At 61.3% G+C, this 25,065-nt stretch carries 22 protein-coding genes and 1 pseudogene; 20 read left to right on the forward strand and 3 right to left on the reverse strand.

Annotated elements, in window-relative coordinates:
* Positions 1–128: 128 nt before the first annotated feature.
* The 5 genes from BLQ01_RS13030 to BLQ01_RS13055 all read left to right on the forward strand — a co-directional run bounded on the left by BLQ01_RS13030 (position 129) and on the right by BLQ01_RS13055 (position 6,026).
* Positions 129–1,157 (forward strand): hypothetical protein, encoded by a 1,029-nt coding sequence (locus BLQ01_RS13030; protein ID WP_091552170.1) that lies wholly within the window; start codon positions 129–131, stop codon positions 1,155–1,157.
* Positions 1,154–2,104, forward strand: coding sequence for a hypothetical protein (locus BLQ01_RS13035; protein ID WP_091552172.1), 951 nt, complete (start codon positions 1,154–1,156; stop codon positions 2,102–2,104). Before BLQ01_RS13030 ends, BLQ01_RS13035 begins: the two co-directional genes overlap by 4 nt.
* Positions 2,105–2,157: 53 nt before the next feature.
* Positions 2,158–3,156 carry an ImmA/IrrE family metallo-endopeptidase gene (locus tag BLQ01_RS22900; RefSeq protein WP_368086118.1) on the forward strand — a complete coding sequence of 333 codons (999 nt, stop codon included), beginning with the start codon at positions 2,158–2,160 and terminating at the stop codon, positions 3,154–3,156.
* A gap of 83 nt (positions 3,157–3,239) precedes the next feature.
* On the forward strand, positions 3,240–3,539 hold the full coding sequence (locus BLQ01_RS13045) for a ubiquitin family protein (RefSeq protein ID WP_091552175.1): 300 nt from the start codon (positions 3,240–3,242) through the stop codon (positions 3,537–3,539).
* 1,008 nt (positions 3,540–4,547) lie between these two features.
* Complete coding sequence (locus BLQ01_RS13055) at positions 4,548–6,026, forward strand: ThiF family adenylyltransferase (protein ID WP_091552178.1); 1,479 nt, start codon at positions 4,548–4,550, stop codon at positions 6,024–6,026.
* 550 nt (positions 6,027–6,576) lie between these two features.
* On the opposite strand, the gene BLQ01_RS13060 is transcribed toward BLQ01_RS13055, so the two are convergent.
* Positions 6,577–7,299 carry a hypothetical protein gene (locus BLQ01_RS13060; RefSeq protein WP_139183490.1) on the reverse strand — a complete coding sequence of 241 codons (723 nt, stop codon included), beginning with the start codon at positions 7,297–7,299 and terminating at the stop codon, positions 6,577–6,579.
* Between the two features lie 158 nt (positions 7,300–7,457).
* Positions 7,458–8,672: a 3'-5' exonuclease gene (locus tag BLQ01_RS13065; protein WP_091552181.1), complete on the reverse strand. Its 1,215-nt coding sequence runs from the start codon at positions 8,670–8,672 to the stop codon at positions 7,458–7,460.
* Positions 8,673–8,814: 142 nt separating this feature from the next.
* On the opposite strand from BLQ01_RS13065, the gene BLQ01_RS22905 reads away from it, so the two are divergent.
* The 15 genes and pseudogenes from BLQ01_RS22905 to BLQ01_RS13140 all read left to right on the forward strand — a co-directional run bounded on the left by BLQ01_RS22905 (position 8,815) and on the right by BLQ01_RS13140 (position 23,735).
* On the forward strand, positions 8,815–9,102 hold the full coding sequence (locus BLQ01_RS22905; protein ID WP_368086117.1) for an 8-oxoguanine DNA glycosylase OGG fold protein: 288 nt from the start codon (positions 8,815–8,817) through the stop codon (positions 9,100–9,102).
* 762 nt (positions 9,103–9,864) lie between these two features.
* A complete protein-coding gene (locus BLQ01_RS13075; protein WP_091552185.1) occupies positions 9,865–10,668 on the forward strand; it encodes a hydroxypyruvate isomerase family protein in 804 nt (267 codons plus the stop codon).
* Positions 10,669–10,751: 83 nt separating this feature from the next.
* Positions 10,752–11,636, forward strand: a pseudogene (locus BLQ01_RS13080) (2-hydroxy-3-oxopropionate reductase); the annotation flags it as partial.
* A 134-nt stretch (positions 11,637–11,770) separates the two neighbouring features.
* Positions 11,771–13,546, forward strand: a complete 1,776-nt coding sequence (gene gcl / locus BLQ01_RS13085; RefSeq protein ID WP_091552188.1) for a glyoxylate carboligase — start codon at positions 11,771–11,773, stop codon at positions 13,544–13,546.
* Positions 13,547–13,570: 24 nt separating this feature from the next.
* Positions 13,571–14,737, forward strand: coding sequence for a glycerate kinase (locus BLQ01_RS13090; protein WP_091552190.1), 1,167 nt, complete (start codon positions 13,571–13,573; stop codon positions 14,735–14,737).
* Positions 14,730–16,079, forward strand: a complete 1,350-nt coding sequence (gene allB, locus BLQ01_RS13095) for an allantoinase AllB (protein WP_026543500.1) — start codon at positions 14,730–14,732, stop codon at positions 16,077–16,079. The genes BLQ01_RS13090 and allB overlap by 8 nt, the downstream gene beginning before the upstream one ends.
* A gap of 10 nt (positions 16,080–16,089) precedes the next feature.
* On the forward strand, positions 16,090–16,860 hold the full coding sequence (locus tag BLQ01_RS13100; RefSeq protein ID WP_091552191.1) for a winged helix-turn-helix domain-containing protein: 771 nt from the start codon (positions 16,090–16,092) through the stop codon (positions 16,858–16,860).
* Between the two features lie 97 nt (positions 16,861–16,957).
* Positions 16,958–17,425 (forward strand): thioredoxin-dependent thiol peroxidase, encoded by a 468-nt coding sequence (gene bcp, locus BLQ01_RS13105; protein WP_026543498.1) that lies wholly within the window; start codon positions 16,958–16,960, stop codon positions 17,423–17,425.
* A 274-nt stretch (positions 17,426–17,699) separates the two neighbouring features.
* On the forward strand, positions 17,700–18,818 hold the full coding sequence (locus BLQ01_RS13110) for a PP2C family protein-serine/threonine phosphatase (protein ID WP_091552193.1): 1,119 nt from the start codon (positions 17,700–17,702) through the stop codon (positions 18,816–18,818).
* A gap of 22 nt (positions 18,819–18,840) precedes the next feature.
* Entirely contained in the window at positions 18,841–20,847 is a 2,007-nt protein-coding gene (locus tag BLQ01_RS13115) for a glycosyltransferase family 2 protein (protein WP_091552194.1), read from the forward strand.
* Positions 20,837–21,169, forward strand: a complete 333-nt coding sequence (locus tag BLQ01_RS13120) for an STAS domain-containing protein (protein WP_091552196.1) — start codon at positions 20,837–20,839, stop codon at positions 21,167–21,169. Before BLQ01_RS13115 ends, BLQ01_RS13120 begins: the two co-directional genes overlap by 11 nt.
* Positions 21,162–21,581: an ATP-binding protein gene (locus tag BLQ01_RS13125; protein ID WP_026543494.1), complete on the forward strand. Its 420-nt coding sequence runs from the start codon at positions 21,162–21,164 to the stop codon at positions 21,579–21,581. The genes BLQ01_RS13120 and BLQ01_RS13125 overlap by 8 nt, the downstream gene beginning before the upstream one ends.
* Before the next feature lie 233 nt (positions 21,582–21,814).
* Positions 21,815–22,369 carry a hypothetical protein gene (locus BLQ01_RS13130; RefSeq protein WP_026547020.1) on the forward strand — a complete coding sequence of 185 codons (555 nt, stop codon included), beginning with the start codon at positions 21,815–21,817 and terminating at the stop codon, positions 22,367–22,369.
* The gene (locus BLQ01_RS13135) at positions 22,369–23,454 is read left to right on the forward strand and encodes a C2 family cysteine protease (RefSeq protein WP_026543492.1); all 1,086 of its coding nucleotides are present in this window, start codon (positions 22,369–22,371) and stop codon (positions 23,452–23,454) included. The genes BLQ01_RS13130 and BLQ01_RS13135 overlap by 1 nt, the downstream gene beginning before the upstream one ends.
* A gap of 8 nt (positions 23,455–23,462) precedes the next feature.
* Entirely contained in the window at positions 23,463–23,735 is a 273-nt protein-coding gene (locus tag BLQ01_RS13140; RefSeq protein WP_091552197.1) for a hypothetical protein, read from the forward strand.
* A gap of 217 nt (positions 23,736–23,952) precedes the next feature.
* On the opposite strand, the gene BLQ01_RS13145 is transcribed toward BLQ01_RS13140, so the two are convergent.
* Positions 23,953–25,047: a pyridoxal-phosphate-dependent aminotransferase family protein gene (locus tag BLQ01_RS13145; RefSeq protein WP_091552199.1), complete on the reverse strand. Its 1,095-nt coding sequence runs from the start codon at positions 25,045–25,047 to the stop codon at positions 23,953–23,955.
* Between the last annotated feature and the right edge of the window lie 18 nt (positions 25,048–25,065).

The raw sequence follows: 25,065 nt of genomic DNA on the forward strand, positions 1-25,065 counted from the left end.
GAGTCTAAGCTTGCTGGACGTGTAGGATCCGGACAGGTGCCAAAGTGGACTGGTCCGGTGTGCAATTGTTCGCGCAGACGTAAGGACGCATTTCGGATATTACGACATAAGGAGGTGGCGGGGGCGGCATGGGCCACGAAATGAACTCTGCATTAACTGAGATGGTGGATGAACTCCATGATCTTGAGTGCTTTGGCCCCCTGACTGTCGATTTGCTTCTCCGCACAACCCGTGAGGAACTGGGGAGATTCCCTGGCTTGACAGCCGACATTGCCTCGACCTTCGAGGATTTTGCCTACGACTTCTTCGTCGATCGAGGTAAGGAATTAGCGACAGCGGCGCGGCTCGAAGCAGACGACGACGCTGCATTGGGCCGCATGATTCGACGCTGGGTTCGCAATTGGCTGATCGATCTTCATAGCCGATCAGCTATGGGTGCACTACGGGATCGTTTGGAAAAGCGCTTGAGCCGCGATCCGAGATTCGAACTAGCTCCTGTCAGTCACTACTGGCGTCTGACAGGTGCCCCGGCTGAAGCTGGCACTGCTGACTTGGCTGCTTTGGCGACAGTGGCCCGAAGGGTGCACGTCACATACTTTCCAGAACCTTCGGACGGAAGGCGACGTGCGCAGCTCGGGAAGACCGGTGAGCTTGAAAATTTGCTTGAGCAGCTCCTCACTACCGCTAAGGGAAGCCTGCACATCGCCACCCTCGTCCACGTCATTGCCAACCGTTTCCCCCATGTCTTGGACCCGCTTACAGTCTCAACCGAGGACGAAGTATCCGAACATATTGAAGCAGGCGGGGTGCTCCCCTTGGAGCAGGTTATTGAAAACGAGGATCACGACTACTACGAACGGCGCGCCTCGGCAGCTTTCGATTCCCTGTCCACACAAGAGCGCGATCTCGTCCTCGTCCTCGATAACCCGAAAGCGGCCGCAGACATGCTCGGAATCGGGAAAAGCACAACAGCTTTGCGAATTCGCGGGCTCAAATCAAGACTCATAGAAATCTCCGGTGACGCGACGAGCGCCCGGGAAGTCCTACGCCGGGTCATTGCCCTTTGTTCGGCAGCGAGCGAAGGCGCACCAGGTTCACCCCCCGAGGACACGACACGCTTTGTCCCGTCAGTTCAGGATGGAGGACAAAAACTATGAGCAAGAACCACACAGATAAGCGGGGCAGACTGCTGGATCTGGCAGGTCGGACAAAAACGCCCATCGCTGCGGACCATCAAAAAATGAAAGACGCCGATGTTGATTCATCCGACTTTGATGTTATGAGTAACGGACTCTGGCTTGCGCGGTGGTCCGGCGCAACCCTAATGCTCCTGGTCCTTAGCGAGTCCACACCTCAAACTGTCTTGGCCGCACCCGTGACAATCGAGCCCGGGTTACTGGATCAGGAAGCAGTTGTCTTGGACTCGTCTACGAACCCTCTTGGACTACCAATCACAGTTTGGCTCGGCATCACCCGCGAAGTTCCAATTCAGACTCTTGAACGTCGCCTCGGCGAGCTCCCTGCTCAGGCACTCGACACGGCTAAGAGCACCACCAGAGCGGCCGCCCTCACTGCCATCGACCAAGGCACTTCCCCATGGTTGTTTCCCAGTGCGGAGAAAAAGGCTGAGATGGAAGACACTCTGGAGTGCTGGCTCACTGAACTCAAGCCGTTACCGTTCGCGACAATAGACTCGGGGCCGACGCATGAAAAGCCTCCCTTTACGCTGCACCAGGTGATGGAAGCGCTGAACATTCCACAGCGTAAGGCCATGAACTTCTTACGGGGAACGTTCCAGCTCAGTCCTGCGGAAACTGAACAGCTGGCTTTGCACACAGGTGTTCCACCAGAGGCTGTGAGCTCTTTGGCCGCACAATTGCCCAATGAGTTGTTAATTGAAGTGCAGCAACCACGTTGGAGATTCCTCGTCCAATCGGAGGCGAGGAAGATAGGAACGGATGAATCCGAGGCGCAGCTGACCGTTGCGCGCGAGGCCTACGCGCTAGCAGCGCGCCAAAAGGGCAATGGCACAAATGTCTGGAGGCAGAGGCTTCGGACGATCGCCCTCGCTCATCTAAGTCGCGGTACGAGCGAGGAGAGATAGCCTTGCCAAAGCTCTTTGATGGAACGGCTAAACAGGTTGAGGGCATGCTGGCGATGCTGGAGCAGCTACGGCCTGGAGCTGCTGATCGGCTAGCCGCAAACGCCATCGCCGAACTTGACACTTGGCATGAGCTGAAGGTTGCGCCGGTCCCCGAAGAGGCCGATCTCCCCCACGGATCCGGTGGCGGGTGTTCTGTCGCCGGCGCCTACCTCTGGGGCACAGAACCACCGACCCTTGTCTTCGCGGAGTCCATGTCGACGCGCCGGCAGCGTTTCACCCTGCTACACGAACTCGGACATCACATCCAGAGCGTTGACCTTGAACTTGGTACTGCGCTGATGGAAGCCGAAGACTCTGAGGAATTTGAAGACGCCGCGTGTGATGCGTTTGCTGCCGAGATCCTACTGCCATCGACTCTCGTCAGCCAGAACACGCAACGCGGTCCAACAGCGGAAAGCGCGGTGGATCTTTTTCGCGTATCTAAGGCCTCCCGGGCAGCAATCTGCGTTCGCCTGGCCAAGGAGCTAAAGAGCCCCGGCGTTATCGCAGTCCTTGATCCGGAAGGACGTGTGAACTTCGCAGCTTCCCGCGGTCAGATTTTCCCTCCCGCACGAAATTCGGACCAGTCCGGGAATCCGTTGGTCGCGGCGGCGCTGACTGAGCCCTTTCCAGGTCGAGTCATTCAACGCGACGATAGCCTGATTCATTACTCCACGGGGCACACATCGAATCGTCTCTACGGCCAGATCACCTGGTGCGATGGACTCTACGTTGCTGTCATGGTCGAGTACAGCGCCCCGTGGAAGAGCTTCTCTCCACCTAAGGACGGCACAGCCTCATCGTCCAGTAGAAGTAGTTGGGAGGACTGCGATACGTGCGGAACCAATTTTGTGATCACCAAAACATGTTCCCAATGCTGGGAGCCCCGTTGCCCCCAAGGGCACTGCGACTGCACGAGAGCCGCTGAACGGATGTGCGCTGAGTGTTTCCTCGTCAAACTTCCGTCTCAGTTCGAAGGCCCTTCCAAGGTCTGCATCGAGTGTTCTCCGTGACGGCCGGACAGTTTTGACGTTGTCCCGTCAATCCTAGTTGAGACGGGAAGAGTTCCGGTCTCCGCGACATGGAGAGGACGACCGTGAACAGTCACGAGGCCCTGAAAGAACAGAAAAATTCCCAAGCCATCACCATTACGGTGGTACACGAGGACAGCGGGCGAGAGGTCGAGGTCAAGGCCGGCCCCGGAACCCCAGTCCGGACGATCATTGAACGCGCGTACGCGGAGTTGGGAATTGAGCGCAATCCCGCTGATCGGCTGCGGGTGGAGACGTCGGGAACAAACGTCTTTGAACACCTGAGCCAGCACCTTGGCGACTTCCTCCAACTCATCGGGGCTGGCACCGTTTGGCTTCTTGCCGGCCCGACCGGTGGTGCCTAAGTGCCAGCCGTTCCACTGGCAGACGCTGAATACGCTGCGCTGACATTCGCCGCCGACCTGGAGACGTTTTGGGCATCTGGGCGGCCGGAACGTTGGGGATGGAGTTACACCCAGCTGGATCCTCTTCACGCCCGAGTAGACGCAATTGGCGTTACGGCGGATGGCTCCGTCGACGATTACTGCATCCTGCTCGATGCCCGCAGCTACGACGAAATGCCTCCCGGCGTCTACTTCGTATTACCGGCAAATCCTCAGGGTCCCAGACCACAGCCTGGCTCTCGGTGGCTGCCTAGCCACATCGACGTTCCTTTTGGCTTCGCGATCCACCAGACGTACAACTATCCCGATGGATCCACGGATCAATTGGTGTGCTTCTCGCAATCCCGGGATTACTACATCTCCAACCACACACCGCAGCCGGGTGAGAAATGGCAGCCTGGAGCGCACACTCTGGCCGCCACGCTTAGTCGGCTACATGAAGTCCTCAGTCCCCCCTACTACATGGGTCGAGCCGGTGCTCTGGATTCCTGAAGAAATTTGGCAAGCGCTTCTTCGGAACTTCGCCCAGGCGCCGGAGGGCGTGGAGAGAGTCGCCTACCTGGACGGAGTTCCCCTCGCGGCCGGCCGGGGCGGTATCGTCACCACGCTAACCATTCCAGCTGCCGTTCTCACCCCTGGGAACTACAGGATCGGTGCGGCCGAAATGAGTGCTGCGGGCAAGCACTTGAGGGAGTATCGATTGCAGAGACTCGCTCAGGTGCATACTCACGGAAGTGCTTGCACGGCACATTCTTCCACTGACGATGCCATGGCATATTCCCAACACATAGGAGCCCTTTCAATTGTGCTCCCCCACCATGCTGCGGGGGACCCGGCACCCTGGGACGGGACCGTTCACGTCCGAGAGGCGGACGGGTGGGAAGGTCTCAGCAGCGATGACCCACGGTCATTGATCCGGCTGGTTCCCTTTCAGATAGACCAAAGCCAATACCCGAAGGAGGTAGTTCCATGGAAAGCATCGAAAACCGGCATTCTGGCACGGCTGGAGGCGTTCTGGTTACGTCTGATCAAAGCAAGCCGCTGAACGTACACGTCTCGGTTTCTCCCTATGCTTCAGGCACGGTGGCGGGCCAAAGGGCTCTCTGGATGCTGGTCAACCTCCTGGTCAGGGCAGTCGGCGCTGTTGCCAGCCTCACTGTGACCTGCCCTGAAAACAAGCTCTTGCCGGGAGTCTCACCGGGACACGCCGTCGGCTCTTCCCTCCTACCAGCGGTCCTTAAGCCCGCACAGCTAATCAACGGGGTATCGGTGGCGCCAGCAGCACAGGCCCCTGAACGGAGCTTCGTCATTGGCATCGGCGGCGTTGACGACGCGCAGCTCTACTTGATCTTCGGGGACTGGTGGGGAGGAATCACGTCCACGGCTGGCGAGGACAGTGGTGCAATACTACCTTTCGGTCCCTATATCGCTGCCGCCCACGCTGCCGGGCAAGTCTTCCGGGCCTCACGTGGACGTACCGAGTTCGACCCGTTCTTCTACGACAGCTGGCAACACGCCACGACACATGAGATTCCGAAGGATCCACCCCCGCTAGGAGCCAGTCTCAAGAGCAATTTCCTTCTCGCCGGAGTCGGTGCGGTCGGAACGGCGGCACTGCTTGCACTTTGGGCCACACCCGGACTTGAGGGAACCGTTCACATCGCAGATGGAGATACCGTCGATCTAACAAATCTGAATCGCTGCGTACTCTTTGATATGCCTTCCGTCGGTCTCCCAAAAGCGACTACTGCAGCCCGTGCACTGGAGTTTGGAGGCGCAGGTTCCCTGACGTGGGATCCGCATAACGGGCTTGCACAGGAGCACCCCCGGCGCCAACAGCCCCTCGACCTGCTGCTGTCCGCGGTAGATACGAACCGCTCACGGTTAGCGCTACAGCGGCTGATCCCCATGAGCATTTTGGGGGCGTCCACGTACAACCTCCGCGCCAGTCTGATGCGCGCAGGCCCCCCAAGGTCTCGGGCATGCTTGGTCTGCCACAACCCGCTTGAGCCGGAGATCAGCGACCAAAAAGTGCGCGAGCGATATTTGGCAGCGGACGCGGAAACACGGGCAAGACTCGCAGAATCCCTCGCGATATCAGTAGCCGAACTGGACACTTGGGCACGCACGGCGCGGTGCGGGGAGCTGGATAACCGGGCACTGCCCTTTCTGGGAGAGGCGCTTGACCCTAAACCACTGCAATTCTCTGTGGGGTACCTGAGCGTCCTCGCCGGAGTGCTACTTGCCGCCGAGGCCGTCAAGGACAGAATCGCATCCGATGGAAGCCTGAACGACGACTTAAATTACGTCGGCATTCAGACGGTAAGCCCCTGGTCACCGCGCAACAGCGTAACCAGATACCTTCCGCAAGGTGACTGCATCTTCTGCGGTACAGGTGGCTCTACAACACGGCTTAACTTGTGGGAAGCCCGGTACTCGCATCGGTAAACGACTCATCGCGCCACCACGCGAAGAGCCCAACGAAGGTTCAAACACCCAACGAACACGCTTCGATCTACTTTCAATCCCCAAGGCTCACTTTGAACGAAGAATACAGCCCAGTGGAAGGCAATAAAAGCTGAAGCGGCTGGTAATCGAGGACTAAGTCTACTGACTCCGCAGCCTAGGACTACAGGCCGACATGAAAACCAATTTACCGCAATGGATTTAACCAGAAAAACAGTCCCTACTGAAATGAGACGCTTAATGAATGTCTCCGCGACCATTCACAACCGTCAACATTAATTTAGATTGCCAGTATAGGCAATTCATAGCAACGACTTATTCTAACCTCGCACAACCGTCAGCATTTTTTCGGACTCCCAGTATAAGAGATTCGCGGAAAAGAGCTGCACCCAACCGCCACAACACGTATGCAATGTTGCCTGCCAGCACACAAATTCAATGCTGGTAAAATGTGTCCCACGATTCAGAATTCGAGGCAGCCCTACGACCTGGCAGCTTATAAGTTGCCTTTGCCATAGGCGCAGACATTCCCTTAACGGTCAAAGCGATCCATATGAACGAGCTGCATGCCATCCAGCCTCGCGCGCTGGTATTCGATCCATCGAGCGGCAAGGGTACGATCGGCAAGCAAGAACCCTGAGTGTGGAGCAGTCCGTCGACGCAAATCTACGGTTTCGAAGGTGAGTCCTTCTTCGAGCAGGAAGGCCTCATGCAATTCGCTCCGTGATGGCTCACGATGGACGGCTTTAGAATAGAGGAAATCTTCAATTCGCACCCCGGTGACTGCGCAATACACCGGGCCATCATTGAACTGCGCCTTACGGAATTCGACCATAAGACCTGCAACTTCATCAGTGAGTGCGCGTTGGACATACGTTCGCGGCTTCGGCGGTTTGAGCACATCGCTGTAACCGAATTTAATCGGACCAGTGCCATCCACGCGCATAATTCTGTAACCCACACTATTCCGCTTCTGATCTCGGTTACTATAGATAACCCAGTGCGCAATGCCTGGGCCGACTTTTTCTGTGGCATCGATATCGAGTTCGATTAGCATATTGAGCACAGAAATTACCTGCTCATCGCTTACGATAGTACCGTCGGGCTTTAGCGTACCATCCTCGTTGCGCTTTCCATCCTTCAAAATTTTCTTGGCAAAGGTGATGTAACCGCGCGGAAAGCTTGCTTGACTTTCTTCCATAGTTATATGTCTTTCTGCGTTGATCTCTGCCGTGGCGGCAGCTGCAATATTCAAGGTGGAGGTGTCCTGAGCATAGTATCTGCGCCGGCGTTCCACGATGACGGGGCGGACTGGTGGACAATAGTTCAGTCGACCGGGTGCTATGCGGCACGAGGCCCCAGGCAAGCAGGAGTGCCAAGAACCAGATTGCGCACCGCACCCGCTGCACAGCTTTAGCTGAAGTCCCATCTGGTCATGGGGAAGTCTGCGACGTATTGAACCGGAGTCATCGCCGCGGGCCGCCAATCGACAGCGTAGTGCCGTCTGCTTGCATAGTCTTCTTTGTGTGCTTCACGAAGATACTGGATCTCCTCCTCCACTCTCATTTGAATTGCAGCCAGTTCCCGCTCTATCCATCTCAGCATCCAGTCAACTGTGCGCCACTGTACTCCCTGTGGGAGGCCCTCACACGGGAAATCTTCGTGGTTTCCTACGAAGTACCGGGTAGTCGAGGTCAGTTTCTTTGCTTCAACGCCGCCATGCTGGACCAAAAGATCAATGACCTCTCGTGTCTTAGCATCGTCATTTCCAGGGTAAAAGCGCTGCCTTCGGATAGCACTACGTACCAAAATGTCGCTAGGTGGCACAAACTTGGGTGCACGGATCTTCACGTTCTTACCGACCTGCGGCGCTAGTGCTGGAATTTCTTTGGGCCGTATTTCTGACCAGCGTGCCGATCCAGAATACGTGGGCGGTACCGAAAACGTTCCCGTGGGCAAAGGGCCGTGCCAGAACAAGGGCTGAGGGTGGCTCATTAGAACCAGTAAGAGTTCAGCCGCACATCGCGCATCAGCGTGTGCCTGATGAAGACCTCGGGGCCACGTGCCTCGCAGGTTCCTCAGCAAATGTTCCAGCTTGTATGTGCGCGCCGTCAAAAGGGACCGAAATGCGTATAGCAGGTCCAGAACGGGATATTGCACTAGGCCTAGGGCACCCAAGTCCCGCCCAAGAAGGGCAACGTCGAATGGGGCGTTGTAAGCTACGACGATGGCCCCGACAAGATGGGGAGCGATATACTGCCAAATTTCTCCAAGTGTCGGGGCGGTCCTCAGGTCCTCATCACCCAGCCCATGGACATAGCGGGCGCTGTCTGAGACTGAGCGCTTGATAGGCCGAACAACCCCAGAGAACTCTGACAGAACGTCGCCAGACGCGGACATGCGAACCACCGCGATTTCGACGACCCTGTCGGATTTCTCCAAGCCAGTAGTTTCAACATCCAGAACAGCGAAGGCAAAGTCCTTTAGCCTGTGCTTCGACGGAACAGTTGAGACGTAGCCTTCAACGAAATGCCCCTGAAGCTTCTGGGGCTGGCCTATAATTCGCCTCATTCTGCCGTTCAGCTCGGAGAAGCGTCCCCCTGCTCCTGAACCTTGACTTATATGCATTTTCCTCGCCTGAACCGATCTCGGCCACTAGGTTTTTTCAACCCACACTTGGCAAGTTACCAGCTTGATTGCACAGCACCGTATATTGTCTGGCTTGAAGAGACGCTCAGTTAACCTTGTTTAGGTTTGTAACCGCCGCGAAGTGTATCGAACAGCGTTCCTTCTCCTTAAGTCAAACCGCACGGCATTGAAGCACTGGGGACCGAACTTCTTCACTAAGTTTCTGTACTTCTCGGGGGCTGGCAATCTGGATCATCCAAGCTTGATCGTTGATGCGCGGGTGCTCGCAGCGCTTTATGCAAAAACCGGTGACCACGTTCAGGCCACCTTCCACAAGCTATCCCGTGTCCACCTATTTGGCAGCCTGCGAACTGATGCAGGAATGGGCCCGTGGACTCACGACCCCGGACCGTCCGGTCGGCGGGGATGAAGTAGAGCGCTGGGCCTTCAACGAAGGACGGGGTTTGCTTGGAAGAGCATCTACCCCGTAGAGCATCTTTCGGAGTCTTCACTATCCAGCACAGGCGGAGCGCCGAACGTGTTGCAGGGGTCAAGACGTTGTCGCCCACTTCCCGCTCGACTTCATCGCTTGGGTACGTCGTCACCGCGGCCAGCAACGGCAAGCCGTATTCTTCGCAAAAAAGGATCTGGCAGTACCGTTTGGCATCAGCTGCCACACCACCGAGCAAAGCCGAGCTCACGCCTACACCTACAAGCGCCCGCGGACCGGAGCCTAACCAAAACAGGCATTCGACGCAGCGAGCCTTGATCGCCACTAACAACGAAAGTATCAGTTGACCCCTGCATATCAGTTGGGATGAATCAAGGCGGCCAATCCTGACCTGGACTTCCGGGCTGCCAGCTTTCCGCGCCCTGCCCGCACTTCAGCCACGGCCACACTTTGGTGCCGGGTCACACCGCTGCGCCGAACAGCCTCACTTGTGGCCCGCAACGAGCATTTACGCCAATGCAGTCGAACCCATGCTTCGTCTCAGCGTTCGGGGACTCGGGCGGACGCTCTTTGGTATCCCAAACCCCCACCTCCCCCACCCCCTTGACTCCCACCCCCACCTTCCCTAAACTTTTCATAAAGCAGAATCTAAATTCCACAAAGCGGAAACTGAAGCCAAGCACTAAGGCAGCAGCCAAGCAAGCGAAGATAGATCCAAGCCCCTCCTCGGAAGGACCTACGATGACGTACACAGTGAACTGCTCCATCCTCCTGACGGAGCTGCCCTTGCTCGAGCGCCCCGCCGCCGCGAAGGCAGCCGGTTTTGACGCCGTCGAGTTCTGGTGGCCCTTCGCCACTTCGGTTCCCACCGACAAAGAGACAACAGAGTTCGAAACAGCCATCAAGAACGCCGGCGTTCAGCTGACGGGCCTGAACTTCAACGCCGGCAACATGCCCGGTGGCGACCGCGGCCTGGTTTCCTGGAAGGGACGTTGCTCCGAGTTCAAGGACAACATCGACGTCGTAGCCGGCATCGGTGAGCGCCTGGGCTGCAAGGCCTTCAACGCCCTCTACGGCAATCGTCAGGACGAGTTCACCCCTGAAGAGCAGGACGAACTCGCCGCCAAGAACCTCGCCGCAGCAGCAGAAGGCATCGCCCGCATCGGCGGCACCGTCCTCCTCGAACCGGTCAGCGGCGCACCCAAATATCCGCTTCTCACCGCCGAAGACGCACTCAAGGTCATCGCCCGCGTCAAGGCAGAATCCGGCGCACAGAACATCAAGCTCCTCGCCGACTTCTACCACCTGGCAGTCAACGGGGACGACGTCGAATCCGTCATCGAGAACCACGCCAAGGACTTCGGCCACATCCAGATCGCCGACAACCCCGGCCGCGGCGCTCCCGGAACCGGCACCCTCCCCCTGGGCGAATGGATCGCCCGCAGCCGCGAACTCGGCTACGACGGCTACATCGGCCTCGAGTACAAGGAACCCCAGGAATCGGCTTTCAGCTGGGCCATCCGCCAGCGCGCCAACGCCAACTGACTCACGACGGCGGCACTCACCACAGCGGCGGCGCTCACCAAATAGCCCGCACGAGTTAAAACACAGACTTCCCCAGAAAGAGAACCACAATGAGCAACGTTGCAGTCATCGGACTCGGAATCATGGGCCTTCCCATGGCCATCAACCTCGTCAAGGCCGGCCACACGGTCACCGGTTTCAACCGCAGCCAGGACAAGATCGACAAGCTCGTCTCCGAAGGCGGCCAGGGTGCTACGAGCATCGCGGACGCAGTCAAGGACGCCGACGTCGTCATCACCATGGTCCCGGACTCCCCCGATGTTGAGGGCGTAGTCAGCGGCAAGGACGGCGTCTTCGCCAACGCGAAGAAGGGCACCCTCTGGATCGACGCTTCCAGCATCCGCCCGGACGTCGCCAAGCGCCTCTCGGAGGACGCAGTAGCAGCCGGCATCCGCCCGCTCGACGCTCCGGTATCCGGCGGCGAACAGGGCGCAATCGACGCCGTCCTGTCCATCATGGTCGGCGGCGAAGCAGCAGACTTCGAGGCTGCACAGGATGTTCTCAACGCAGTGGGCAAAACCATTGTCCACGTCGGCCCGTCCGGCTCCGGCCAGACCGTCAAGGCAGCAAACCAGCTGATCGTGGCCGTCAACATCCAGGTTCTCGGCGAGGCCATCGCCTTCCTTGAGGCCTACGGCGTAGACACCGACGCAGCACTGAAGGTCCTCGGCGGCGGTTTGGCCGGCTCCAAGGTCCTCGACCAGAAGGGCCAGAAGATGCTCGACCGCAACTTCGACCCCGGCTTCCGCCTGGCCCTTCACCACAAGGACCTCGGCATCGTCACCTCCGCAGCCCGCGAAGCCAACGTCGCTGTCCCGCTCGGCGCAGTCGTCGCCCAGCTCGTCGCCGCAACCGTCAACCAGGGCGACGGCGGCCTCGACCACTCGGGCCTCTTCAAGCAGGTCCTCCAGCTCAGCGGCCGCAGCTAACCTCAGCCGCCCAAGAGGCAACTAAGCAACAAAAGCAGGGAACCCGCCGTCGTACTTAAACGACGGCGGCTCCCTCACCACACCCAAAAACACCACAGACTTCGCCCGCAAGGGCAAAAAACAAGGAGTACACCATGGCAAAGATGCGCACCGTTGATGCGGCCGTAGCCATCCTGGAAAAGGAAGGCGCAACCGAAGCTTTCGGTCTGCCCGGCGCAGCGATCAACCCCTTCTACTCAGCAATGCGTGCCCACGGCGGCATCCGCCACACGCTGGCCCGCCACGTTGAAGGCGCCAGCCACATGGCTGACGGTTACAGCCGCGCAGCTGATGGCAACATCGGCATCTGCATCGGCACCTCGGGCCCCGCAGGCACGGACATGATCACTGGCCTCTACGCAGCCCAGGCCGATTCCATCCCCATGCTCTGCATCACCGGCCAGGCGCCCGTTGCCAAGCTGCACAAGGAAGACTTCCAGGCCGTGGACATCGAGTCCATCGCCAAGCCGTTGACCAAGTTCGCCATGACCATCCTGGAGCCGGGCCAGGTTCCCGGCGCGTTCCAGAAGGCGTTCCAGCTGATGCGCTCGGGTCGCCCGGGCCCGGTTCTGCTGGACCTGCCCATCGACGTTCAGATGGCCGAGATCGAGTTCGACATCGACGCCTACGAGCCCCTGCCGGTGGAGAAGCCCAAGGCTTCCCGCAAGCAGCTGGAAAAGGCTTTGGACCTGCTGACCGCAGCCCAGCACCCGCTGATCGTTGCCGGTGGCGGCATCATCAACGCCGGCGCTTCGGCCCAGTTGGTTGAGCTGGCCGAGATCCTGAATGTTCCGGTTATCCCCACGCTGATGGGTTGGGGCGCCATCCCGGACGATCACCAGCTGATGGCCGGCATGGTTGGCCTGCAGACCTCGCACCGCTACGGCAACGAGACGTTCCTGCAGAGCGACTTCGTGATCGGCATCGGCAACCGTTGGGCCAACCGCCACACCGGCGGCTTGGACACCTACACGGCCGGCCGTAAGTTCGTGCACATCGACATTGAGCCGACGCAGATTGGTCGCGTTTTCTCCCCGGACTTGGGCATTGCGTCCGACGCCGGTGCGGCGCTGGACGGTCTGTTGGAGCTGGCCCGCGAGCGTCAGGCTGCAAAGACCCTGCCGGACTACTCGGGTTGGGTTGCCGAGTGCCAGGAGCGCAAGGGCTCCCTGCACCGCAAGACCAACTTCGACAACGTGCCCATCAAGCCGCAGCGCGTGTACCAGGAGATGAACAAGGCCTTCGGCCGCGACACCACCTACGTGTCCACCATTGGCCTGTCGCAGATCGCCGGCGCACAGATGCTGCATGTGTTCGGTGCCCGCAAGTGGATCAACGCAGGCCAGGCCGGCCCGCTGGGTTGGACCGGTCCCGCCGCACTGGGTGTGGTTCGTGGAACCCCGGACGCCACTGTTGTTGCCCTGTCCGGTGACTACGACTTCCAGTTCATGATCGAGGAACTGGCCGTTGGCGCACAGTTCAACCTGCCGTACATCCACGTTGTGGTGAACAACAGCTACCTGGGCCTGATCCGTCAGAGCCAGCGCGGCTTCAACATGGAACAGAACGTTTCCCTGGCTTTCGAGAACATCAACAGCCCGGAGACCAACGGCTACGGCGTGGACCACATCAAGGTTGCCGAGGGCTTGGGCTGCAAGGCCATCCGTGTTGAGGACCCCAACGATCTGCCGGCCGCTTTCGACAAGGCCAAGGCACTGATGGGCGAGTTCAAGGTTCCCGTGGTGGTTGAAGTGATCCTGGAAAAGATCACCAACATCTCCATGGGCGTTGAGATCAACGGCGTAAACGAGTTCGAAGAGCTGGCAGAGTCCGCGGCGGACGCACCCACCGCGATCCTGACCAAAGCCTAGAGAAAACAGTAAGGAGGCACCGGAATGCGTGTTGTCATCGCCCCGGACAAATTCAAGGGCTCGCTGTCCGCACCGGACGTAGCCAAGCACCTGGCAACAGGCCTGCAGGCGGGGTTCGGCAAAGGCATTGAGGCAACACGCATTCCGGTGGCCGACGGCGGCGAAGGAACCATCGACGCCGCCATCGGCTCCGGCTTCAGCCGCCGGACCACCACCGTCACCGGCCCGCTCGGAGAGCCGGTGAAGGCCGACTTCGCAGTGCGGGATCAGGAAGCTGTCATCGAAATGGCGGCAGCTTCCGGTCTCGCCCTCCTTCCGGACGGCCCCACGTCTGAGACCGCGAAAACCGCAACCAGCATCGGCACAGGCGAACTCATCCGCGCCGCGCTGGACCTCGGTTGCCGGAAGATCATCCTGGGTGTAGGCGGCAGCGCCAACACCGACGCCGGCGCGGGCGTCCTGCAGGGCCTCGGCGCCGTGTTCCTGGATAAGGACGGCAACGAGCTCCCCGGCGGCGGTGCGGCTCTCGCGGACATCGAGACCATCGACTTCTCCAACTTCGACGTCCGCGTCGAGGCAACGGAGTTCGTGTTGGCGTCCGACGTCGACAATCCCCTTTTGGGGGCCAGCGGAGCCCCAGCCATCTTCGGTCCGCAGAAAGGCGCGACGCCGGACGACGTCGCCGAACTCGACGCGGCAGCAAGCCACTTCGTGGACGTGCTCGCGGCAACCACCGGGCAGCACGCCAAGTACGCCGCCAAGGCAGAAGGCGCCGGAGCAGCGGGCGGCGTTGGCTACATTGCCATCGCGGCGCTGAAGGCAGAGCGGCGGCCGGGCATCGACGTCGTGCTTGAATTCACTGAACTCGAGCACCGGCTCAAGGGCGCCGACCTGGTGATCACCGGAGAAGGCAGCCTGGACGAGCAAAGCCTGCTCGGCAAGACGCCCATGGGCGTCTCGCGGGCGGCGCAACGGAACGGGGTTCCCGTGATCGCAGTGTGCGGCCGGAGTACCCTGAGCCGGGAACAACTCACGGATGCCGGCTTCCACACGGTCCACGCACTGACCGATCTGGAAAAAGATGTCCAAAAATGTATCGCTGAAGCAGGTCCGTTGCTTGAACAATTAGGTAAGCACATAGGCGTGTACCTGGCGGAACGGACCGAAAATAAGGAGTACCTCAATGTCTGAAGCAATCGGCGCCTATGACCTCGTTATCCGGGGCCAGCGCATCCTGACCACCGCCGGCCTCGCAGCACGCGAAGTTGGCATCCGCGACGGCATCATCGTCGCCATCGAACCCCTGGGCAACGGCCTGACGGGCAACGAGGTCATTGAACTCGCAGACGACGAAACCCTCATCCCCGGCCTGGTGGACACCCACGTCCACGTCAACGAGCCCGGCCGCACCGAGTGGGAAGGCTTCGCCTCCGCCACACGCGCCGCAGCCGCCGGTGGCGTGACCACCATCATCGACATGCCGCTGAACAGCATCCCGCCCACCACCAGTGTGGACGGCCTGGAGCAGAAGCGCGTGGTCGCCAAGGACCAGGCTTTTGTGGACGTCGGATTCTGGGGCGGTGCCATCCCGGGCAACAAGAGCGATCTCCGCCCGCTGCACGACGAAGGCGTTTTCGGCTTCAAGTGCTTCCTCCTGCACTCCGGCGTGGACGAGTTCCCGCACCTGGACGCGGACGAGATGGAAGAGGACATGGCTGAGCTCAAGTCCTTTGACTCCCTCATGATCGTCCACGCTGAGGACTCCCACGCCATTGACCGCGCCCCGCACCCGGGCGGCGACCACTACGAGACCTTCCTGGCCTCCCGCCCCCGCGGTGCTGAGAACAAGGCAATCGCCGAGGTCATCGAACGTGCCCGCTGGACCGGCGCCCGCGCCCACATCCTGCACCTCTCCTCCTCCGATGCATTGCCGATGATCGCCTCAGCAAAGCGCGACGGCGTCAACCTCACCGTTGAGACCTGCCCGCACTACCTGACCCTCATGGCCGAAGAAATCCCCGACGGTGCCACGGCCTACAAGTGCTGCCCGCCCATCCGCGAAGCCTCCAACCGCGAGCTCCTCTGGAAGGGCCTGCAGGAGGGCACCATCGACTGCATCGTCTCGGACCACTCCCCCTCCACACTGGACCTGAAGGACCTGGAGAACGGCGACTTCGCAGTAGCTTGGGGCGGCGTTTCCTCCCTGCAGCTGGGCCTGTCCTTGATCTGGACCGAAGCCCGCCACCGCGGCATCCCGCTGGAACAGGTTGTCTCCTGGATGGCCGAGAAGCCCGCCGCCCTGGCCCGCCTGCACAACAAGGGCCAGCTCGCCTTAGGCTACGACGCCGACTTCTCCATCTTCGCCCCGGACGAAGCGTTCGTTGTAGACGTCACCAAGCTCAAGCACAAGAACCCGATCACGCCGTACGACGGCCGTCCGCTGGCCGGCGTCGTCCGCAAGACCTACCTGCGCGGCACCCCGATCGATGGCCAGAACCCCGGCGGCAAGCTGCTCCGCCGCGGCAACGTTTAGGTCAACCGTCATGGCAGTCAATGCCTATGGGCCGCCGCCGTCGCGAGGGCCCGCAGCACGCGGATCTTTCACGGGACGCGGCCAGAACCCTCGCAGCGTGAATGAACGGAACGGCCTCACCGCCCACGGGCTGGCCCTCTGGGTCAACCCGGCCGAGGGCGACGAGATCGATCCCGCAGTCTGGGAGCGGGCAGCACGCCTTGTGCTGGCCCGCGCCATGAAACTTGCCCCGGAGGCGGAAGTCCGCATCTGGCCCGCCACCGGGGCAGAGCACTCCGGCGTCGGCGACACTTCCTGGGGCGGCACTCCGCAGGAAGCCGCCGACGCCGGTACCAACGGCTCTCTCTCGCTCGCCGATGCCCTCGCAGAGGCGCGTGCGGAAGCCATGTCCGACGACGGTGACCGCACCGAAGCGGGCGACAGCACCGCCGTCGAGCCCGTAACGTTGGCCAGTCGCCGCAGTCAACTTGCGGTGGACCTCGCCGCTGAAGTAGTGCTGCTGGACGGCGAGCCGGTTTCCTTTACTGGCATGGAATACAAGCTGCTGCGCTACCTTGTGGTCAACTGCTCACGAGCCATCAGTCGTGAAGAATTGCAACGTTTTTTGGAGTCATTTGACCTCCCCGGCGCTGCATTTCGCTCGATCGACGTTTATGTTGGAAGGGTGCGGCGGAAGCTAGGCTCCGCCCGTCACACCGTCGCCACCGTCCGTGGTGGCGGCTACCAGTTCGTGCCAGGCCCATATGCCACAGTGCGCGGACCTGCGGAATACAGCATCTGATTTCGCTGTTGTAAAAGATCAACGCCCCGCAATTTGCTTGACCGCTGTTGTTTGAAATGAAGGCCGGCTGTTTGCCGGTGAAACGTAAAGGATCGCCATGACCCAGAAACTCCTCGTCGGAACGCAAGCACCTGATTTCGCGCTTCTCGACGCCGACGGCACCAAGGTCTCGCTGTCCGACTACCGCGGACGCAACGTCATTGTGTACTTCTACCCGAAGGCAGCCACCCCTGGCTGCACCACCGAGGCTTGCGATTTCCGCGACAACCTCGCCAGCCTGCAGGGCAAGGGCTACGAGGTCATCGGGATCTCCCCGGACGCCCCCGAAGCACTCTCCAAGTTCACCGGCGAATTTGCACTGACCTTCCCGCTGCTCTCCGACGAAGACCACAAGGTTGCCCTCGCCTACGGCGCCTGGGGCGAGAAGCTGGTTGACGGCGAGATCGTGGAAGGCCTGGTCCGCTCCACCGTTGTCCTGGACGGCGAAGGCACCGTGAAGCTCACCCAGTACCAGGTCAGCGCCCAGGGCCACGTCCAGGCGCTGAAGGAAGAGCTGGGCGTCTAACCCTCTCGCACATCCCCAGGGCCTGAGCCGAACGCTCTTCCACATCCCCCGGGCCTGAGCGAATCCCTCTCTCACATCCCCCGGGCCTGAGCCGAACGCTCTCCCACATCCCCCGGGCCTGAGCCCAACGCTCTCCCACATCCCCCGGGCCTGAGCGAATCCCTCTCTCACATAACTGCACAAAACTTGTAACGCCCGCCCACTTTTGTGAGCGGGCGTTTCATGTACCGTGACTAAACGTGACAAATACCCAGCAGCATTAGTTAATGGAGCCATGGTCTCTCCCACGCCCGTCCGCCACGCTGTAGTCGTCGAAGATGACGCCGACATCCGTGGCCTCCTCGTCCTGGTCCTCGAGCAGCTCGACTTTGTGGTGACCGAAGCACCTGACGGCTTGTCTGGCGTCGAGGCTGTCCGCAACACCAACGCTGAATTGGTGACCCTGGATGTGAACCTCCCGGACATCGACGGCATGGAAGTGTGCAAGCGCCTGCGCGAATTCTCGGACGCTTACATCCTCATGCTGACCGCCAGGGCCGATGAGATCGACCGCCTCAACGGCCTGGATATCGGCGCCGACGATTACATCAACAAGCCCTTCAGCCCCAAGGAACTCCAGGCCCGCATCCGCGCACTGTTCCGCCGGGCCCGCACACCCGCCGCTCCCGCCGAAGACACCGCACAGATGGACGAACTTGCGCGCGCAGCCGTGGTGCAACAGAGCCTCCTGCCCCGGGAAACAGTTCGGCTTGAGGGATACGACGTCGCCGGCGCCTTCCGTCCTACACGCAGCGTCGGCGGGGACTTCTACGACTGGTACCAGACCAGGGACGGCATGCACCTGACGTTCGCCGATGCCATGGGCAAAGGCATGGGTGCGGCCCTGATCGCAGCCACCGTCCGCGCCGTGATGCGTTCGGTAGCGGACACCCCGGCCATCGACGCCGCTTTCTCCTCGGCCAGCGCCACCATCACCACAGACCTGGATCAGTCCGGCTCCTTCGCCACCATGTTCCACGCACGGCTGGACGCCCCCTCCGGAAGGCTCAGCTACATCGACGCCGGTCATGGCCTTGCGCTGTACATCCCGGCTGAGGGGGCGGTCCAGAGGTTGGTTTCCGCCGGCCCGCCGGTGGGCATCCTCGAAGGACAGCACTGGCCCGCCGCTGAGCTGTTGATGGAGCCCGGTGACACCCTGGTGATCGTCAGCGACGGCGTGCTGGACGCCCATGCTTCCCTCGAAGATTTCATCCGGAACGTGGAAAAGTCGGCGCGGAGCGAGGCAACCTCGGACGGCGTATGCGCTGCCCTTCTTGAGTTGGCACCCGCGGCGACAGCGGAAGACGACGTGACCGCCGTCGTCGTTCGCAGAAAACCTGACGTCCGACTCTAACGAACCACAAAAAGGGGGGATTGTGACACGTTTCTGGACCCGGCTGTTCGTTGTCCTGACAGTCATTTTGGGCGTCAACTATGTGGCGTGGCGCTGGATGGCGTCGCTGAACTGGGAGGCGTGGTGGATCGCCGTTCCGTTGGTGATCGCCGAAACGTACAGCCTCATTGACGTGATCCTGTTCGGCCTGACCGTGTGGAACCTCAAGATCCGCAAGCCGCCTCCCGCTCCCCCGGCTGAGGCCACTGTGGACGTCTTCATCACCACCTACAACGAGCCGCTGGATCTGGTGATGACCACGGCACTGGCCGCCAAGGACATCCGCTGGCCGCACAGCACCTGGATACTCGACGACGGCGATCGCCCCGAGATGCGCCAACTCGCCGAGTCGCACGGGATTGGCTACGTGACGCGTGGCGCGGACTGGACGCCTGACATGCCGCGGCACGCCAAGGCCGGCAACCTGAACAACGCCCTCATGGTCACCTCGGGCGAATACCTGCTGATCCTCGACGCCGACCAGATCCCCGAGCCGGACATCCTGGACAAGACGCTGGGCTACTTCAACGACGACCGCGTAGCGCTGGTCCAGACCCCGCAATACTTCATCAACGTCCCCGCCGACGATCCCCTGGGCAGCCAGGCTCCCCTGTTCTACGGACCCATCCAACAGGGCAAGGACGGCTGGAACGCGGCGTTCTTCTGCGGCTCCAACGCCATCCTCCGCCGGGAAGCCCTCATGCAGCTGGGCCTGGTGGGCTACGTCAAAGCCACCGAGGACAGCGTCCGCCGGGCCTTGGCAGCTTCCCGCTCGGCCATCAAGAAAGCGCGGCGCTCGGCCGAAGCCAAAAACCCGCTCGTGGAGCAGATGCTCAACGAGGTAGAGGCCGCCACCAACGCCGCCCAACTGGAACTCGAGGCCAGGGCACCCCTCAGCGAAATCACCTACCGTGTCCGCCGCAAAGTCGACGAAGCCGTGCGCACCCTGGTGGCCGCCGACTTCTCCGCGCTGCAGGCCGACCTCGAAGAAATCGCCGCGATGGAACTGGCCCACGTCGGAGAGTCGGGCGTGACCACGGTGGCGAGTGACGCCGTCGACCGCATGTCCGGACGCGATTGGTCCCCCCTGGGTGCGCTGGAATCGGTCCATGCCATCCTGTCCGCCATCTCCGTGGAACGCACCGACGAAGCGCAGCCAATCATGCCGCTGGCCACCATCTCCGTCACCGAGGATATGGCCACGTCCATGCGCCTGCACGGCCTGGGCTGGAAGAGCGTGTACCACCACGAAATCCTGGCCAACGGCCTGGCACCCGAAGACCTCAAAACCATGCTCACCCAACGCCTCCGCTGGGCCCAAGGCACCATGCAGGTCCTCCTTCGCGAGAACCCGCTGGTGCAACGCCGGATGTCGTGGGGCCAGCGGCTCATGTACTTCTCCACCATGTGGAGCTACCTGAGCGGCTTCGCAGCCGTGGTGTACTTCGCGGCGCCCATCATTTACCTGATTCTGGGCATCCTTCCGGTGAGCAGCCTCAGCCTCGACTTCTTCATCCGTTTCATCCCGTTCATGGTGGTGAACCAGCTGCTGTTTGTGGTGGCCGGCCATGGCATCCCCACCTGGCGCGGGCAGCAATACAGCCTCGCGCTGTTCCCCACCTGGATCAAGGCATGTACGACGGCGGCGCGGAACGTTTGGTTCGGACGCCCCCTCGGGTTTGCGGTCACCCCCAAGGCACGCCAGAGCGGCGGCCCGAGTTGGAGCCTGATCCGGCCGCAGATCATTGTGGCGGTGTTGTTGGCGATCGCCTTGGTGGTTGGTGTTGCCCGGCTGTTGACCGGCCTCTCTGAACCCCTGGGAACGCTGGTCAATGTTGCCTGGGTTGCTTACGACCTTGTGGTCCTGAGCGTGCTGGTCAAGGCAGTTTTGTATAAGGGCTTTGTGCCTGCAGGCGATGCGCCTGTAGGTATCGGCCCCGAAGATGTTGGGCCCGAGCGCCCCGAGGAAAGGAACGCAGATGCAGTTTAGCTATGAGGTCAAGGACTCCTACGCGGAGGTGAAGAGCGTCGGCCGCCTGAACATGGTGGCTGCGCCCAAGCTCCGAGAGGTAGTGAACGAGGTTGTAGCCGGTGGGTCCAGCAGGGTTGTGGTCAACCTGACTGAGACGGACTTCATGGATTCCTCAGGCCTCGGCGCCCTCATCGGTTGCCTCAAAGCAGCCCGCCAGGCAGGTGGCGACCTCCGGATTGCCGGCGTTCAACCCCAGGTGAAGATGGTCCTGGAACTGACCAACATGGACCGGGTCCTCACGGCGTACTCCACTGCCGAAGAGGCATTCGGAGATGACTGAGGTCATCGCCCGCCGGGGGTTCCACGGGCCTTCCAACGAGGAAGCGATCGAGGCCATCCACAACGAGCTCGACGCCTTGTGGGACGATGCCTCGTTCGTGCCGGACATGGATCGGATGACCTTCGCTACGGCCGTCATTGAGGCAGCAGCGAACATTGTGCAGCACGCACTCCCTGTGGCGGAGAAGCCCGTGGAGATCGACGTCGACATCAGCGTCCGGCCCTCCCGCCTGATCGCGAAGGTCAGCGCTTACAACGCCCGCGAACCGTTCGCCAACGACATGCAGGCTTCCATGCCGGACGAGGATGCGGAGTCCGGGCGCGGGCTGGCACTCATCGAGGCTCTGGTGACCACGGTGACGTTCGAGCGCCAGGACGGCACCAACACCTGGATCCTCACCCGCAACACCTGACCCTCTTCCACATCCCCCACCCTTGAGCCGAACCATCTCCCACATCCCCACCCTTGAGCCGAACCATCTCCCACATCCCCCACCCTTGAGCCGAACCATCACTCACATCCCCCACCCATAAGCCGAACCATCTCCCACCTGCATGGGTCGTTCTGCCCATCGCCAAGCGAAACGCAACCTGACAGCATTCGGTGAGATCCGCCGTCGAACGTTAACCGGAAATTGGGGCCGAAATGAACCGCAGCACGTACCTTAAGCCTTGGGCGCTGGCTGCTGCCCTGGCGCTGATGGCCACTGCGGGCTGCGGCAATACCCCGGACGGACCCACCCGGGAACCAAGCAGTGCACCCCCGGTTACGGCCAGCCCGGCGCCCGTGGCGGAGAGTGTCGCCAAGTACGACGCCCTGACCACCGAACTTGTTGCCGCTCTTGAAGCGAAGCTGCCGGGTATCACTTGGTCTGTGGACGACCCCGTAAGCCTGAGCCGGGTAAAAGATGGCCAATGCGTGCTCGCCCTACGGAGCATGAAAAGCAGCGCGGACATCGTGAAACCCTCACGGAGCTTTGAAGAGGTATTCGCCGCGGCCGATCCCATCCTGCAGCAGCACGGGTTCCCGGCGTTCGACGGAACTGACCCCACCCCGGGAGGCTGGGTAGTCACCCGCAGCACCGACGCCGCCGGCGCCACGGTGACCATCCGCTCGAAGTTTCCGGCCTACCTCGACATCACCGCACCAGTGCAGTCCGAAAGCTGCGATGCCAGCGAACTACCCCAGGGGGAGAAGTAATGCCCGGATTCTACGGCGCTGACATTGAACAGTTGCGGGCACTGGCAAAGACCATGTCCCGGCACTCGGAACGGATGACCTCCCTCTCCACGGAGCTGGGTCACTTGATCAGCAATGCGCGGTGGGACGGCCGCGACGCGGCGATGTTCAGGGCCTCGTGGGACTCCGAGCACCGCCCCATGCTGAAGAAGATTTCCGGCGAGCTGCAGGCCCAGGCCACAGAGCTGATCCGCAATGCGGACGAGCAGGACAAGTCCAGTTCCGGGTCCTCGGGCTCCGATCGCTCCGGGCGGGGAGACTCGAACCCACCCGGCGACCCGGGCCCCCTGAATCCGGACGCTCCCGACGTCGATGTGCCCGGCGACGTTCGCAACGACCCCGACGCCGGCGACCCCGCCGACATCAACCAGGGACAAATCGGCGACTGCTGGTTGCTGGCAGGAATCGGCTCCGTGGCCCAAGTGCTGGAGCGCGAAGGCAAGCTGGACGAGTTCCTCGAATCGCACATGCGTCCGGTCGGCGATCCGCCCACGCACTGGGTGGTCACACTGTACGAAGACGGCGAACCAGTCGAAGTAACTGTGGAGGCCAAGTCGACTGAGGGCGGTGTCCGCGGCGCCGACGGCGAGCCGAACTGGCTTTCCATTTACGAACGCGCGGCTGCTGAGCACCGCGGCGGGTCCTACGACGACATCGACGGCGGCTTCAGCAACGAGGCCATGGAACTGATGACCGGCCAGTCCGCAGACAAGGACGGCGAGCTGAACTTTGACGATATCGAGGACAAACTCTCGGATGGCCAAGCTGTTTCCGTGGGCACCGAAGATGTGAAGGATGACGACTTCGACTGGGTCTGGGAGTCCGACGAAGTCAACCGCACCGACGTCGTGCCCAACCACGCGTATGTTGTGGTCGATGTAAAGACCAACGACGACGGCGACAAAGTGATCGTCCTGGCCAACCCGTGGGGACCCTCCGGCGGATACTTGGAAGGCGACGACGACCATAAGTCCGGAACGCTGGAACTCACCGAAGATGAGTACAAGGAAAACTTCGACTCCGTGTACTCCGTGGACGTGAAGTAAGGATGGCCATGGAACAGCTGGTTACAGTCAAGCAGGGCATGCAGCCCACATTCGACGGCGTCAAGGTTGGCGTAGTCAAGATCGGTATCGCCGACGGTGCTCCCGCCATCCAATTCTGGATCCGGACCGCCGAACAGCAGCGGAAGCAGGCGTTCCGCGAGGGCCAGTCGATCACCCTGCCGGGCGCGGGCTTGCTGACGGTCACGTCTATTCGACCCGCCGACAGCAGTTCCGCGGCCTCAGCAACGTTGACGTACGACGCCGGTCACGTCACCGATTGATTGTCGGCGGGGATGTGAGAGACGGTTGGGCCCAAACCCGGGGATGTGCAGGAGGGTCCCGCTCCAAGCCCGGGGGATGTGCAAGAGGGTTCCGCCCCAACCCCGGGGATGTGCAAGAGGGTTCCGCCCCAACCCCGGGGATGTGCAAGAGGGTTCAGCCCAAACCCGGGGGATGTGAGAGACGGTCCGGCCCAAACCCCGGGGATGTGCAAGAGCGTCAGGCTTTCGCGATCGCCTCTTTCAGCGCTCCCAGCACCAGGGTCACCGAGGCACTGTTCGCATTCGGACCCATCATGCCGATCCGCCACACGGTGTCCGCGAACTCTCCCACGCCCGAGCCGATTTCCATACTGAAGTTCTCCAGAAGGTAAGCGCGGACGGCAACCGAGTTGACGCCGTCGGGCACTTTGACCGTGGTGAGGCTCGACAACCGGGAGCCTTCAGCAGCGAACAGTTCCAGCCCCATCTCCTGCAGCCCATTCTGAAGTGCGGTCCCGGCGGCGCGGTGCCGGGCCTGCACCACGTCCAGCCCCTCGGCGAGGATGCGGTCCAGGGCGGCTTCGAGGCCGGCGATCATGGTGACGGGGGCGGTGTGATGGTACGTCCGGGCACCGCTGGCCGCGCCAACGTACCCTCCCAACAGCCCGATATCGAGGTACCAGGACCGTGGATCCTTGACGCGGCGCTCGAAGGCGTGGTCGGACACGGTAAACGGCGAAAGTCCCGGCGGAACACCCAGGCATTTCTGCGTGCCGGCGTATCCGACGTCGATCCCCCAGTCATCCGCGCGGAGTTCCAGGCCTCCGATGGAGGTAACGGCGTCGGTGATCAGCAGGGCGTCACCTTTGCCCGCGCCGAGGGCCGCGATATCTGAGAGCACCCCCACAGAGGTTTCGGCGTGGACCGCCGCGATCACTTTCGGATTGGGGTGCGCCGAGAGCACACGGTCGGCGTCCACGGGCTGGCCCCATTCGTGGTCAACACGGACCACCGTGGCACCGCAGCGCCGGGCAACTTCACACATGCGCGCCCCGAACAGTCCGTTAACAGCGATCACTGCCACGTCGCCGTCGGACACTGTGTTGACGAAAGCTGCTTCCATGCCGCCTGAACCTGTGGCACTCAACGGAAGTGTCCGTGCATTGGACGTACCCCACACCGTCCGGAGGCCCTCGCAGGTGTGGTCCAGGCGTTCGATGAACACAGGGTCGAGATGCCCGAGGACCGGATAGGCCAACGCAGCCATGGCTTCGGGGTAGCAATTGCTCGGGCCGGGGCCGAACAGGAACCGGGACGTCAGAATATCGTGCATGTGCGAACTCCTTCAGCT

This window comes from Arthrobacter sp. UNCCL28, from assembly GCF_900102805.1.
GTDB classification, from domain to species: domain Bacteria; phylum Actinomycetota; class Actinomycetes; order Actinomycetales; family Micrococcaceae; genus Arthrobacter; species Arthrobacter nicotinovorans_A.

Coding starts and splice junctions, on each gene's coding strand:
- BLQ01_RS13140 (WP_091552197.1), top strand. CDS start 23,463: ATGGAACAGCTGGTTACAGTCAAGCAGGGCATGCAGCCCACATTCGAC.
- gcl (WP_091552188.1), top strand. CDS start 11,771: ATGGCAAAGATGCGCACCGTTGATGCGGCCGTAGCCATCCTGGAAAAG.
- BLQ01_RS13065 (WP_091552181.1), bottom strand. CDS start 8,672: ATGCATATAAGTCAAGGTTCAGGAGCAGGGGGACGCTTCTCCGAGCTG.
- BLQ01_RS22900 (WP_368086118.1), top strand. CDS start 2,158: ATGCTGGAGCAGCTACGGCCTGGAGCTGCTGATCGGCTAGCCGCAAAC.
- BLQ01_RS13090 (WP_091552190.1), top strand. CDS start 13,571: ATGCGTGTTGTCATCGCCCCGGACAAATTCAAGGGCTCGCTGTCCGCA.
- BLQ01_RS13145 (WP_091552199.1), bottom strand. CDS start 25,047: ATGCACGATATTCTGACGTCCCGGTTCCTGTTCGGCCCCGGCCCGAGC.
- BLQ01_RS13030 (WP_091552170.1), top strand. CDS start 129: ATGGGCCACGAAATGAACTCTGCATTAACTGAGATGGTGGATGAACTC.
- BLQ01_RS13120 (WP_091552196.1), top strand. CDS start 20,837: ATGCAGTTTAGCTATGAGGTCAAGGACTCCTACGCGGAGGTGAAGAGC.
- BLQ01_RS13135 (WP_026543492.1), top strand. CDS start 22,369: ATGCCCGGATTCTACGGCGCTGACATTGAACAGTTGCGGGCACTGGCA.
- BLQ01_RS13125 (WP_026543494.1), top strand. CDS start 21,162: ATGACTGAGGTCATCGCCCGCCGGGGGTTCCACGGGCCTTCCAACGAG.
- BLQ01_RS13075 (WP_091552185.1), top strand. CDS start 9,865: ATGACGTACACAGTGAACTGCTCCATCCTCCTGACGGAGCTGCCCTTG.
- allB (WP_026543500.1), top strand. CDS start 14,730: ATGTCTGAAGCAATCGGCGCCTATGACCTCGTTATCCGGGGCCAGCGC.
- BLQ01_RS13035 (WP_091552172.1), top strand. CDS start 1,154: ATGAGCAAGAACCACACAGATAAGCGGGGCAGACTGCTGGATCTGGCA.
- BLQ01_RS13055 (WP_091552178.1), top strand. CDS start 4,548: ATGGAAAGCATCGAAAACCGGCATTCTGGCACGGCTGGAGGCGTTCTG.
- BLQ01_RS13100 (WP_091552191.1), top strand. CDS start 16,090: ATGGCAGTCAATGCCTATGGGCCGCCGCCGTCGCGAGGGCCCGCAGCA.
- BLQ01_RS13110 (WP_091552193.1), top strand. CDS start 17,700: ATGGTCTCTCCCACGCCCGTCCGCCACGCTGTAGTCGTCGAAGATGAC.
- BLQ01_RS13130 (WP_026547020.1), top strand. CDS start 21,815: ATGAACCGCAGCACGTACCTTAAGCCTTGGGCGCTGGCTGCTGCCCTG.
- bcp (WP_026543498.1), top strand. CDS start 16,958: ATGACCCAGAAACTCCTCGTCGGAACGCAAGCACCTGATTTCGCGCTT.